We start from the raw sequence: 12,675 nt of genomic DNA, 5'->3' as shown, positions 1-12,675 counted from the left end.
AAACCATGAACGCCAAGCAGATCGACCAGCAGCAGCTCCTCAAGGATGAAAAGGACCCGCTGACCCACACCCCCGTGCACCTGCTCTCCCTGGAGAGCGTGGGCAAGCACTACGGGAACATCGTCGCCCTCACCGACGTCACGATGGCCGTCGACAACGGCCGCGTCACCTGCGTCCTGGGTGACAACGGTGCCGGCAAATCCACCCTGATCAAGATCATCGCCGGGCTGCACCAGCACGACGAAGGCGTCCTCAAGATCATGGGGGAGGAGCGCAAGTTCACTTCTCCCAGGGACGCCTTGGATGTCGGAATCGCCACCGTTTACCAGGACCTCGCCGTGGTGCCGCTGATGCCCATCTGGCGCAACTTCTTCCTGGGCTCCGAGCTGACCACCGGTGTCGGACCGTTCAAGAAGCTCGATGTCCAGAAGATGAAGGACATCACCAAGAAAGAGCTCGCCGACATGGGCATCGACCTGCGCGATGTCGAGCAGCCCATCGGCCAGCTCTCCGGCGGTGAGCGCCAGTGCGTCGCGATCGCCCGCGCCGTCTACTTCGGCGCCAAGGTCCTGATCCTGGACGAACCCACCGCCGCCCTCGGAGTGAAGCAGTCCGGCGTGGTGCTGCGCTACATCCTGCAGGCCCGCGACCGGGGACTGGGCGTCATCTTCATCACCCACAACCCCCACCACGCCTTCCCGGTGGGCGACCGGTTCCTGCTGCTCAAGCGCGGCAAATCAATTGGCTACTACGACAAGAAGGACATCACCCTCGACGAGCTCACCGCCCAGATGGCCGGCGGCGCGGAACTCGCCGAACTCGCCCACGAACTCGAACAGCTCGGCGGACACGGCGACATCGTCAAGGAAGTCCAGGCTGAAGTAGCGGGCGCCGGGAGCGCGGGTGCCACGGACGCCGGCACTCCAAAGCACGTACGCGCCTGAGCTTCACAACCGGCCTCTTCTCCAGCAGTAAGGAACTACATGAAGGACACCATCCTCGGGCTCGTCGGCGTCGGCCGGATCGGCGTCATGCACGCCAACAACATCGCTGCACTGAACGGTATGCTCCATCCACAGAACATCAACGTCCAGCTCAGGCTGACTGATGTGGCCGCTGACCACGCACACGCCGTGGCCGGGGGTCTGGGTGCAAAGTTCCTGCCGTCCGTGGACGCACTGTTGGAGTCGGGGATTGATGGCCTGCTCATCGCCACCGGAACCGGCACCCACCCCGACCTGATCAGGGCAGGGGTGGATGCCGGAGTCCCGGTGTTCTGTGAGAAGCCTGTGGCCATGAACGTGGCTGACGCCCTGCCCGTGCTGGAGTACATCAAGGCCAACAGGGGGACCGTCCAGATCGGGCATCAGCGGCGGTTCGACGCAGGCTACCTCGAGGCCAAGCGGGCCTTCGAAGCCGGCGAGCTCGGCTGGATCCATTCCCTGAGGGCCGTCACCTGCGACATGACACCCCCGCCGGTGGATTTCCTGGCGACATCAGGAGGCCTCTTCCGCGACTGCTCCGTGCATGACTTCGACATCCTGCGCTGGCTCACCGGCCGCGACATCGTGGAGGTCTACGCCAAGGGCTCCAACAAGGGCGACCCCGCGATCGGTCAGGTGGGGGACGTGGACACCGCGCTGGCAGTGGTGACGTTCGACGACGGCACGCTGGGTTCCGTCGTCGCGTCGCGGTACAACGGGGCAGGGCACGACGTGCGGCTGGAAATCCAGGGCTCGGCCGGGTCCCTCATGGTGGGCCTGGACGAGAATGCCGCGCTGGCCTCGGCGGAAGCCGGCGTCGCCTTTCCTTCGGGGGAACCGCACAGGACGTTTGCCGAGCGGTTCGACCAGGCCTACCGCTCGGAGATGGCGGCCTTCGTGGAACTCGTGCTCGGCCAGCGGGACAACCCGTGCACGCCGGAAGACGCAGTCGCCGCATCGCGCGTGGCGGACGCAGCCCAGGAATCACTCGAAACCGGAGTGCCGGTCCGCGTGGCCGCGGCCGTCACGATCTGACCCGCCCTTCAGGATGTGCGGCGGCAGACCTCAACAAAGGCGCGGAAGGGTTCCTGCCGCTGGGCATCCGGCAACTCGGCCACCTCGGGGTGCCACTGGACGGACGCCACCCACCGGTGCGGATCCTCAAGCGCCTCCACCGTGCCGTCGTCGGCCACGGCAGTCACCACCAGCCCCGGCGCCAGGTGGCCCACGGCCTGGTGGTGGCCGGAGGCGATCTTTACGCTGAGGGCGCCGCCCGCGTCATCGGCCACCTCCCCGTACAGCCCGGCCACTTTGGACCCCGGCGTCATCGCCACGTCGTGCCAGGCCCACAAGCCTCCGCCGTCGGCCGGGCTGTCGCGGTGCCGCACCTTCCCGGCGGGCATGTCCTGGATCAGCGTGCCGCCATAGAGGACATTCAGGAGCTGGTGGCCGCGGCAGATACCGAACAGCGGAAGCCCTGCCTCTATCGCCCGGCGTGCAACGGCTGCGTCCAGGCGGTCCTGGTCCGGGTTGACGTCATAGCAGGCGTTGCCCGCCTCCTCTCCGTACAGCCCCGGGTCGAGGTCGCCGCCGCCGGGAAGGATGACGCCGTCAAGCGCGCCGAACACATCGGCACCGCCGGCCGCACGCGCGCCGGCCGGACCGCCGTCGTCGTCTGTGCCTGCATCAGCCCGGCCGGCGAACAGCACTTCGGGAGTAAGGAGCACGGGCTCCCCGCCTCCTTCCCGCAGCAGGTCTGCGATGTCGTCAAAAAGGCCGTTGGCCTTGGCCACACGCGGATCAGGATTGGCCGAGCCGGTCAGCCGGACGGGAATGCCGATGCGGGGACGGGGACTGGAGGCAGGCGCTGAATTCTGCATGTTCAAATTCTGCACCACCAGTCCCGTTTTCTGCCCGTATTGCATGCAAGGCATCGGGGCTGTCGCGCAGCCGCACGTTTTCCCCCCAAACGCCCCGGTTTCTGTAGTGTTATGCCCATCAGGGTTAGGCGCATGGGGCCTACATGAGGCGAAAGCAGGTTGTTCCACATGGGTCGCAGGTCGCTGGTTGACCACCTCGTGGACGGCCTGCTGGATGACATCCTCGATGGCAGGCTGAAGGCCCATGAGGCGTTGCCGCCGGAAGCGGATATCGCCAAGACTTATGACGTCAGCCGGCTGACGGTCCGGGAAGCACTCAAGGCGCTGCGCGCACAGAACATTCTCTATGTGAAGGCCGGGCGCGGAACTTTCGTCAACCCGGCCGAAAACTGGACTGGCCTGGATGCGATCATCAAGGCGGCGTCGCACGGCAATGCTGACGACCAGGTGTCGAGAGGTCTTATCGAGGTACGCCGCATGGTCGAAACGGGCGCCGCGGCGCTCGCGGCGAGACGGCATTCGCCGGAGCACATTGAGAATATGCGCCAGGCGATCGCCGACATGAAGCGGTTTCACGACTCCGGTGATCTGGACGGATTCGTGACAGCGGACATCGAATTCCACGACGTGGTGCTGAAGGCCTCGGGCAATCCGTTCGTGCGTGCCCTGCTCGCCCAGCTTGGCCAGTCGCTGTACCGCGCACGCCGCGAAACCTCCGCCGTCCCGGAAATCCAGCGGCACGCCATCGTTTTCCACCAGCGCGTGCTCGACAGCATTCTTACGGGCGACGCTGAGTTGGCCCGCCGGGTCATGGACGAGCACATGGACCAGACGTTCGAGGACTACGAACGCTACGTCCACGGCCCGCAGAGTTAGCCCACCCTTTCGTGGCCGAATCCGACCGGCCTTGACGTAATGCGCATCACCCTCCTAAGATCTTCATCATGTTCTTCCGTCAGATGTCTGACATCAGATTCACCTCATCCAGACGAAAGATGCTCCTCCGGAGCGGACAGAACCCCAAATAAAAGCAATCGGATTCCTCCGCGCGTAGCCGCCGGCCGGAAACCGTCTGATAGAAGGTCGATGATGACTTCATTAACCACAAAGTCCTCGGGACTCGGCGAGCTTGGTGACCGCACACTCCGCAAAGTCCGCCGCCGCGTCATGCCCCTGATCGTGCTGCTGTACTTCATCGCTTACCTGGACCGGAACAACGTCGGTTTCGCCAAGCTGACCATGAGCGAGGACATCGGCCTCAGTGCCGCCGCGTATGGCCTGGGCGCCGGCATCTTCTTCCTCGGATACGCCCTCCTCGAGGTGCCCAGCAACGCCGGCATGTACAAGTACGGCGCGCGCAAATGGCTGGCCCGCATCCTCATCACCTGGGGCATCTTCGCCACGGCCATGGCCCTGGTCAACGGAGAATCCACCTACTACATCATCCGGTTCCTGCTCGGCGCCGCTGAAGCAGGCTTCTTCCCGGCCATCCTGTTCTACCTCACCCTGTGGTTCCCCGCCGCGCAGCGCGTCACCGTGCTGGGCATCTTCATCCTCGCCCAGCCGATCTCCAACGCCCTCGGCGCCCCGGTCTCCGGCCTGCTCCTCCAGATGGATGGCATCATGGGCCTCCACGGCTGGCAGTGGCTGTACATCATTGAAGGCATCCCCGCCATCCTCCTCGGCGTGCTGACCCCGATCCTCATGACGGACCGCCCGCGGGACGCCAAGTGGCTCAATGCCGATGAGCGCGAATGGCTCACCACCACCATGGAGGCCGAACTCGCAGCCAAGTCAAAGGGCGGCAGCCATAACTTCCTGGCCGGCCTGAAGGACAAGCGCACGCTCGTCTACTCGGCCCTCTACTTCGGCCTGGTCTGCGGCATCTACGGCCTCGGACTCTGGATGCCCACCATCGTTGCAGCCCTCGGGAAGTTCTCCACCGCCCAGGTCGGGTTCATCGTCCTCATTCCCTACGCCATTGCAGCAGTCTTCGTGTACTTCTGGAGCAAGCGTGCTGACAAGACGGGCAAGCGTGCCTGGCACAGTTCCGTCAGCATGGTGCTCGCCGGCGTGGGTCTGCTGTCCGCAGGCTACCTCCTGCAGGTCAACCCCATCCTGGCCCTGATCGCCCTCACCGCCGCGGCGATGGGTATCTACGGAGCCATCGCCCCGTTCCTGTCCATGCCGTCCGCAGCGCTCACCGGCGCAGCAGCAGCCTCCGGCCTGGCCCTGGTGAACTCGCTGGGTAACCTCGGCGGCTTCGTTGCCCCCTACGCCGTCGGCCTGTTCAACGATGCGACCGGCAGCAACCAGAGCGGCCTGCTGTTCCTCTCCTTCTGCCTGTGCACCACAGCGGTGGCCACCTACCTCTACGCCCGCAAGCGTCCGGAAGGTGACGCCGCCCTGGATCCCGCTGTCGAGGCGGCTGCCAAGGTCGAAACCACCCGCTAAGAACCATCCGCCAAGAACCGGCTAACACCAGCTAAAGGAATTCCTGCAATGAGCTCAACCACTCCCTTCCCCGCAGAACGCACGGTCGTCCTGACCGGCGCGGCCTCCGCCCGCGGCATCGGCCGTGCCGCCGCTGACCGCATGGCCAGCGAAGGCTGGTCCATCGCCATCCTGGACATCAACGCCGAGGACGCGAAGGCCGCTGCCGCAGAGATCGGCTCCAGCCGCGCGGTGAAGGCAATCGGCGTCGGTGCGGACGTTTCCGATGAAGCATCCGTGGACCGGGCAATCACTGAGATCGAAGAGTCCCTGCCGCCGATCGTGGCACTCGCCAACCTTGCAGGCATCAGCTCGCCCACCCCTTTCATGGAAACCACAGTTGCCGAATGGGACAAGGTCTTCGCAATCAACATGCGCGGTACCTTCGTGGTCTCCCAGCGTGTCCTCAAGGGCATGATCGAGCGCAAGCTCGGACGCATCGTGAGCATCTCCTCGATCTCGGCACAGCGCGGCGGCGGCACCTACTCCAAGGTTGCCTACAGCGCCTCCAAGGCCGGCATCATCGGGTTCACCCGTGCCCTGGCACGCGAAGTGGGCGAGTTCGGCGTCACCGTGAACGCCATCGCCCCGGGCCCCATCGATACCGACATCATGGGCGGCACCCTGTCCGAAGAGCGCAAGGCACAGATGTCCGAAGGCATCATGATGGGCCGCGTCGGAACCCGCGAGGAAGTGGCTGCGCTCATCTCCTTCCTGCTGGGTGCGGACTCCGGTTACATCACCGCCGCCACCTATGACATCAACGGCGGGCTCCAGGTTTCCTAGGTGCTGCCACCCCAGGTGCACGTCTCCTGGGTACAGGTCTCCTAGGAGCAGGTGCGTCACCCTGAAGCAGTAACATCACGAGGAACACCAGAAGCACCCCGCAGCCCAGGCTGCGGGGTGCTTCCCTTTTAAGTTGGCCTGGTCCTGCATTGGTCTGGTTTTGAATTGGCGCGCTTCCAGTTGGCCTGCTTGAATCGGCCCGGCCACTAGGCTGGCACCATGAACCCCTCCGGCAACCTCAACCCGAGCCCGCGGACCCTCGACATCGAAAGCCTGGTCGGCTTCGACGAGCTGGTCAGCGCCGGAGCGAAGAGCATGCACGGCTGGCACGCACAGTCCCTCGACCTGCGGGGCCGGGCATCCGCGCTCGCTGAAATGGATGCCGAAGGCGCCATCTTCCTGGGCTGCACATTTGATCCCGGCATTGAGGAAGCGCTGCGCCGGCGCGGCGCCCTCATCTTTCCCAGACTGACTGGCGTGCCGTTCGACGCCTACCGCGGGGAGCTGTATTCGCCGCAGGAGCTCTACGCCGGCATCCGGGACGCCCCCTACGAGGAGTCCCCGGATGCCCTTGTGTACCAGTGGAGCATCCAGCCCGGGCAGCGGCACCGCCTCGATGCCACGCTCGCGGCCGCCCTCCACGACCATGCCATCGGCGACGCGCTGGAGGAACTCTCACGCGCCGTGCGCAATGAAGGACGCCCGATTGTCGGGGTGATGGGCGGCCACGCCGCGCAGCGCGGAAGCAGCGACTTTGCCGACGCCGCGAAGCTGGGCAGGCTGCTGACACGCAGCGGGCGGATGGTGGCCACCGGGGGCGGGCCGGGTGCCATGGAGGCGGCAAACCTCGGCGCCTACCTCAGCGAATGTCCCGAGGATGATTTCCGGGACGTCCTCGCGGAACTGGCTGCCGTCCCCGGCTTCCGGCCCTCGGTGTCCGCGTGGGCGCGGGCGGCGGCGGCCGTCGTCGAACGCTTTCCTGAGGGCACGGCGTCGATGGGCATTCCCACATGGTTTTACGGACACGAGCCGCCAAATTACTTTGCGACGCACATCGCCAAGTACTTCACGAACGCCATCCGCGAAGCCATCCTGCTGGAGCTCTGCGACGGCGGGATCGTGTTCCTGCCCGGCGCGGCGGGAACGGTGCAGGAGATCTTCCAGGATGCCTGCGAGAACTACTACGGTGCGCCCGAAACCATGACGCCCATGGTGCTGGTGGGCCGGGAGCACTGGGAACACCGGTACCCGGCCTGGCCCATGCTGCAGCGCCTGGCGGCAGGGCGGGCCATGGAGGAGCGGATTTTCCTGGTCGACAGCGTGGACGAGGCCGTCGCGGTTTTGGGCGGGTGATTTCCAAGGCGCACCGGCAAGGAGTGTCCTAGAGATCCTTCCGGCACGGCGCGTTGCCGAGCGCGTGCAGGCCGTTAAGATCCCCGGCGGCAAGGCCCTCCGGGGTCCCGATTTCCCGGTACATCAGCTGTGCCGGGTCGTCGACATGTTCGAGGCCCATGACGTGTCCGAGCTCGTGCAGGATGACGGCGGTGGCGTAGGCGGAGCCGTCGGGCCTGTGCAGTTCAACACCGATCTGAGGTGCGTCGAGCTCGAGGCTGCCGGTGACGAAGCTCTTGGGCCCGCCCTCGTAGCTGAAATGCGTGCTGCCGCCGGTGCCGATGATCTGCCCCTTGAGCTTGGGAGCGGCCTCGGGCGTGGTCCAGCTGATGAGCAGCGGCGCCCACCGCTCGCCGTAAGCCTCGGGCTGGTAAGGGTCGCGCTGCTCGGACGGCTGCTCGCTGCTCGCGCCGTCGTGGACGAAGCGGATGCCCGTAGCCCGCGACATCGTCCTGATGGCTTCGTGCACCAGGCCCGCCGCGCCCGCAGGGGCCAGTTCGGCATTCACCACGTAGTGCAGCGGCCGGCACGGAGAGTATCCCACGGGGGTGCCGTCGTCGTTCGTGGCGAGAAACTTGTATGAGGTGCTGGGTTCGGGCGGAGACTGCGGCGTGCCGAGCGGCTCGGCCGCTTCCTCCCGGCCGGGCGGCGGGGCGTCGGCCGCGCCGTCTGTTCCCCGCTCACCGCCGGGCTCGCCGGCCCTGCCGGACTCGTGCGTCTGCCCTGTCTCGCCGCCAGCAGCACCTTCCCGGGCGGGATCGGGACGGTCATTTCCCTGGCCCGCACTCCCGGAACCCAGCCGGAATTCCAGCAGCGCGGCAAGCCGAGGGTCGCCGTAGGCCAGGCCCGCGGCGAGGAAGGCTCCACATCCAATGACGGACACCAGAACGAGATTGCCCATGAAGCGGCGGGCGGCTTTGGCCGGCCCGGAGTGGCGCCCGGACGGCCGGTGCCCGGCATCCCGCACTAAGCGATCACCGCGCCGAAGGCCATGCCGAGCATGTAGGTCACGCCGGCGGCGCCCAGGCCGATCGCCAGCTGGCGCAGCCCGCGGGTCAGGGGAGAGGTTCCGGACAGCAGGCCGACGACGGCGCCAGTCGCCAGCAGCGCGACGCCCACCAGTGCAGCGGCCACCACGAGCGCACCGATACCGGTCATGCCGAAAATGAAGGGAAGGATGGGGATAATTGCGCCGGATGCGAAGAAGCAGAAGCTGGACAGCGCGGCACCCCACGCCGTGCCGACGGCCTCATGCTCATCTTCGGCGGCGGGGAGCTCTGGCCGAAGGGAGAGGCTGGGGTCGCAGTCGCAGCTGAAGAAGCCCATCCGCTCCGCGACCCGGTGCTCTGCCGCTTCCCGGGACATCCCGCGGGCCAGGTACACAAGCAGGAGCTCATTGTGTTCGATATCGAGCTGCGGCGCCGCGGCGAGCGTGACCTGCGTAGGCCGGGTGGCGGCAAGCAGTTCACGCTGTGAGCGGACCGAGACGAATTCGCCGGCTCCCATGGAAAAGGCGCCGGCCAGCAGGCCTGCGATGCCACTGAGCAGAACCACCGAACTGGCAACGCCGGTGGCTGCCATGCCCATGACGAGGGCCAGGTTGCTGACCAGGCCGTCGTTGGCTCCGAAAACGGCGGCGCGGAAGCTGCCGGCGAGACGGTTGCGGCCGCGTGTGGCAAGACCCCGCACCACCTCTTCGTGGATCTGCTCGTCAGCGGCCATGGCCGGCGTGGCGGACGGCTCCTTCGTATAGGGGGAGCGGCCCTCAGCCCGCTGTGCCAGAGCCAGCACGAAAACAGACCCGAAGTGCCGGGCAAGGAATCCCAGCAGGCGGCTCCGGGCTGAGGCGCGGCGGGGCTTGCCGGCGTGGTCGCCGAGCAGCTTGAGCCAGTGTGCTTCGTGACGGCCCTCTGCCGCGGCCAGTGCCAGCAGGATCGCGCGTTCTTCGCCGGTGCGGTTCTGCGCCAGGTCCCTGTATACGGCGGCTTCTGCGCGCTCGTCGGCCAGGTATTGGCGCCAGCGCCTGATGTCTGCCGGGTCCGGGGCGGCGCCGGTGTCGGCCTGGCGGGGTCGGTCAGATTTGGCGTGCTGGGACACGGGAACTCCTGGGCTGGACGAGGCATGGTTTCGGCCCCATTGCTTGCCCAGCTTACCCCGCAATTCCGCGGATTTTCGGCCGGTATTCCTCACCCGGAAGTTTAGGGATCCCGTAATTTTCCCTGTTCAGGAGCTGATTTTCCGGCGCGCCCCTGCGCCCTTGACCCACCGCACTGGCGGTGATCTGATGAAAATGTGCCTCGCTGACGGAGGGCACGGAAGTCCAACCACACGGAGGTCTGCAGTATGAACACCACCGGAGCACATCCCGAGCCTGCCCGCCACACCCTCGAATCCGATCCCGCCTACGACTTTGCCGAGGATGCTCCGGTAGAGGAAGACTGGGACGCCGAAGACGAATTCCTCGATTCCGAGGAACGGGTCGTTCCCGCTGTGCCGGAGGCAGCGGACGACGACGAACGCGTCGTTTCGCTGGACACGGACGAGTTCCGCGACGACGAGGAATATGATCGCTGACTCCCCGTTCGGCTGACTCCCACGTCTTAACCTCGACTTTTAACCTAGACGGCGGTGCCTTCCCAACAGGGGAGGGCACCGCCGTCGAACGTCAGTTCTTAGGGCTTGCGGGCATGGCTGCTAAGCGTCACTTCCCCTGGCCGGTTGCGGGAACGGCAAGCGGCTTCTCTTCGGCACCCTGGCCGGACACGCGGCGGTACCAGTGCGACATGACCGACGGGTCTGTGGGCGGGGTCAGCAGTGAGACCGCCACGTACACGATGGCGGACGCCAGCAGGCCGAAGTAGATCGGTTCGTTCGCGAACACGCCGTCCAGCGGTGCTTTGGCGTTGATTTCCAGGATGATCATGGTGCCGAGCGTGACAACAGAGCCGACGGCCATCGAAGCGGCGGCGGCCACTCCGGTGCCGCGCTTCCAGACCAGCCCGCCGAGGATTGCGACGAGCAATCCGCCGACGAGGATGTCGTAGGCAATGGTCAACGCCGCAACTACATCCCGGGTGATGATGGCGATGAGGATGGCAACGATGCCGAGTCCCAGTACCCACATCCGGTTTGCCTTGACGTCGTGTTCTGGATTGTCCGAGTCCTCAGTGCTGATCGTCTTGCCAAACCAGCTGGCCACGAACGGGAGGACATCGGCCCGTGCCACGGTAGCGGCGGCGATAAGAGCGCCGGATGCTGTGGACATCATTGCGGCAACGGCGGCGGCTAGTACGAGCCCGCCTATGCCGACGGGCAGCAGGTTCTGCGCCACTTCGGCGTAGACGACGTCCTTGCCTTCAGCGGCTACGTCGATGTCAGGCAAGGCAACGCGGGCTCCGAGGCCGATCAGGGCCCCGGCGGCGCCATAGAGGATGCAGTAGATACCGGCGGTTGCCCCTCCCCAGCGTGCTACCTTCGGGGTCTTTGCCGTGAATACCCGCTGCCAGATGTCCTGGCCGATGAGCAGTCCCAGGGTGTAAACGACGAAGTACGTGATGATGGTCTGCAGGCCGATGCCGTCGATCTGGAAGAAGCTGGCGTCGACACGGCTGCGGATACCGTCGAGGCCGCCAGCGGCGTTGAGGGTGAACGGCAGCATCAGGATGAAGATGCCCACGGTCTTGATGACGAACTGGACCTGGTCAGCCAAAGTGATGGACCACATGCCGCCGATCGTCGAGTAGACCAGCACGATGGCGCCGCCGATGGCGATGGCAAGCGCCCTGTCCCAGCCGAACAGCACCACGAAGATGGTGGCGTACGCTCCGGTGGAGGTAGCGCAGAGCATCAACGTGTAGGCGAGCATAACGATGCCGGATGTCTTGGTGGCGTGGCTGCCGTAGCGCAGCGTCAACATCTGGGACACGGTATAGATCTTGAGCTTCTGGATGGTTCCGGCGAAGAGCAGGCTCAGGAGCAGCACGCCGGCACCGATCGCCACCACGAGCCACATGCCCGAGATGCCGAATTTGTATCCCAGACCGACTCCGCCAACGGTGGAGGCGCCGCCCAGGACGACGGCGGCCATGGTTCCGGTGTAAAGGAACGGCCCCAGGCGGCGGCCGGCCACGAGGAAGTCGCTGTTGTTCTTGGTGCGGGACTTGCCCCACCAGCCGAAGGCCAGCATTGCGGCCAGATACGCCACGACGATGGCGATGTTGACGAAGTTTGCTTCCATGATCTTGATGTCCTTGGAGCTTTCGGGGCAGCTGTGGCAAATTCGGGGAGCACATTCGAGGTGCTTGGAATTGGGGCTGCGGTGAAGACGGGAAGGGAATTTGTTGTTGCATGTGATGCAACGGTTGTTGCTTCCGAGAGTAAGTTGTGATGGGAGTAACAGTCAAGACGCAATTTGTTTGTGACGCGATTCCAGCGGCATCAGATCAGCGGCGTGCCGCTAGTATGGCTGCAGAGATCGGGCCGAGCGGCCGGCCGTGAAAGGTTCGTACATGAAGGCACTTCCAGTTGAGCCGAGCAATATTCCGGTTGCCATCGGTTCAAGAATCCGTGCCGCCCGCCAGTCGCAGCGGCTCACGATCGAACAGGTAGCGGACGCCACCGGACTCACCAAGGGCTTCCTGAGCCGCGTCGAACGCGACCTGACCTCGCCGTCGGTGGCCTCCCTCGTGACCCTGTGCCAGGTGCTGTCCATCTCGATTGGCGATCTGTTCGCCGCCCCGGAGACCCACCTCACCAAGCGCGACGCCGGTCCCCGCATCTCGCTTGGCGGCGAGGGCATCGTTGAACGGCTGCTGACTGCGCGCTCAGAGCGGCGGGTCCAGATCATTCAGGCCGTCATCGAGCCGCAGGGGCGCGGCGAGTCGGAGCTCTACGCCGTGGACTGCGACGTCGACGTGCTGCACGTCATCAGGGGCTCTATAAAGCTCATCCTCACCAATGAGGAATACGAGCTTTCTACCGGTGACACCGTGACCTTCCCGGGGCGGGAGCCGCACACCTGGGTGAACCCGACGAACGAATCCGTTGAGGTTCTCTGGGTGCTTGTGCCGGCTGCCAGCCGGTAGCGCCCCCTTCCCTCCCTTCCCCTTTCGGCCGCCTTCGCGGAACCGGGTCACTTGGCG

12 protein-coding genes are annotated in these 12,675 nt (G+C 65.6%); 8 read left to right on the top strand and 4 right to left on the bottom strand.

Going from position 1 to position 12,675, the window contains the following annotated elements:
- Positions 1-5 precede the first annotated feature (5 nt).
- Both ACIP9X_RS13650 and ACIP9X_RS13645 read left to right on the top strand, forming a co-directional pair.
- Entirely contained in the window at positions 6-944 is a 939-nt protein-coding gene (locus ACIP9X_RS13650) for an ATP-binding cassette domain-containing protein (RefSeq protein WP_400480284.1), read from the top strand.
- 39 nt (positions 945-983) lie between these two features.
- Positions 984-2,018, top strand: coding sequence for a Gfo/Idh/MocA family oxidoreductase (locus tag ACIP9X_RS13645; RefSeq protein WP_400480283.1), 1,035 nt, complete (start codon positions 984-986; stop codon positions 2,016-2,018).
- An 8-nt stretch (positions 2,019-2,026) separates the two neighbouring features.
- Here ACIP9X_RS13645 and ACIP9X_RS13640 read toward each other — a convergent pair whose 3' ends face one another.
- Complete coding sequence (locus ACIP9X_RS13640; protein ID WP_400480282.1) at positions 2,027-2,863, bottom strand: gamma-glutamyl-gamma-aminobutyrate hydrolase family protein; 837 nt, start codon at positions 2,861-2,863, stop codon at positions 2,027-2,029.
- A 168-nt stretch (positions 2,864-3,031) separates the two neighbouring features.
- Between ACIP9X_RS13640 and ACIP9X_RS13635 the strand changes: the two genes are divergently transcribed.
- The 4 genes from ACIP9X_RS13635 to ACIP9X_RS13620 all read left to right on the top strand — a co-directional run bounded on the left by ACIP9X_RS13635 (position 3,032) and on the right by ACIP9X_RS13620 (position 7,495).
- A complete protein-coding gene (locus ACIP9X_RS13635; protein WP_400480281.1) occupies positions 3,032-3,739 on the top strand; it encodes a FadR/GntR family transcriptional regulator in 708 nt (235 codons plus the stop codon).
- A 210-nt stretch (positions 3,740-3,949) separates the two neighbouring features.
- The gene (locus tag ACIP9X_RS13630) at positions 3,950-5,317 is read left to right on the top strand and encodes an MFS transporter (protein WP_400480280.1); all 1,368 of its coding nucleotides are present in this window, start codon (positions 3,950-3,952) and stop codon (positions 5,315-5,317) included.
- Between the two features lie 48 nt (positions 5,318-5,365).
- Positions 5,366-6,142, top strand: coding sequence for an SDR family NAD(P)-dependent oxidoreductase (locus tag ACIP9X_RS13625; protein WP_400480279.1), 777 nt, complete (start codon positions 5,366-5,368; stop codon positions 6,140-6,142).
- A gap of 219 nt (positions 6,143-6,361) precedes the next feature.
- A complete protein-coding gene (locus ACIP9X_RS13620; RefSeq protein ID WP_400480278.1) occupies positions 6,362-7,495 on the top strand; it encodes an LOG family protein in 1,134 nt (377 codons plus the stop codon).
- Positions 7,496-7,523: 28 nt separating this feature from the next.
- Here ACIP9X_RS13620 and ACIP9X_RS13615 read toward each other — a convergent pair whose 3' ends face one another.
- Both ACIP9X_RS13615 and ACIP9X_RS13610 read right to left on the bottom strand, forming a co-directional pair.
- The gene (locus tag ACIP9X_RS13615) at positions 7,524-8,417 is read right to left on the bottom strand and encodes a matrixin family metalloprotease (RefSeq protein WP_400480277.1); all 894 of its coding nucleotides are present in this window, start codon (positions 8,415-8,417) and stop codon (positions 7,524-7,526) included.
- Between the two features lie 83 nt (positions 8,418-8,500).
- Positions 8,501-9,631: a VIT1/CCC1 family protein gene (locus ACIP9X_RS13610; RefSeq protein ID WP_400480276.1), complete on the bottom strand. Its 1,131-nt coding sequence runs from the start codon at positions 9,629-9,631 to the stop codon at positions 8,501-8,503.
- 246 nt (positions 9,632-9,877) lie between these two features.
- Here ACIP9X_RS13610 and ACIP9X_RS13605 point away from each other — a divergent pair, with 246 nt between their 5' ends.
- On the top strand, positions 9,878-10,108 hold the full coding sequence (locus tag ACIP9X_RS13605) for a hypothetical protein (RefSeq protein WP_400480275.1): 231 nt from the start codon (positions 9,878-9,880) through the stop codon (positions 10,106-10,108).
- 127 nt (positions 10,109-10,235) lie between these two features.
- Here the strand turns inward: ACIP9X_RS13605 and ACIP9X_RS13600 are convergent, their stop codons facing one another.
- Positions 10,236-11,771: a sodium:solute symporter gene (locus tag ACIP9X_RS13600; RefSeq protein WP_400480274.1), complete on the bottom strand. Its 1,536-nt coding sequence runs from the start codon at positions 11,769-11,771 to the stop codon at positions 10,236-10,238.
- Positions 11,772-12,042: 271 nt separating this feature from the next.
- Between ACIP9X_RS13600 and ACIP9X_RS13595 the strand changes: the two genes are divergently transcribed.
- Complete coding sequence (locus ACIP9X_RS13595) at positions 12,043-12,618, top strand: helix-turn-helix domain-containing protein (protein WP_400480273.1); 576 nt, start codon at positions 12,043-12,045, stop codon at positions 12,616-12,618.
- Positions 12,619-12,675 lie beyond the last annotated feature (57 nt).

Source organism: Arthrobacter sp. NPDC093125 (assembly GCF_044754225.1).
Taxonomy (GTDB): Bacteria; Actinomycetota; Actinomycetes; order Actinomycetales; family Micrococcaceae; genus Arthrobacter.
Note: the sequence above shows the minus strand (reverse complement) of the source record. Positions and strands in the feature narration are given on the sequence as shown.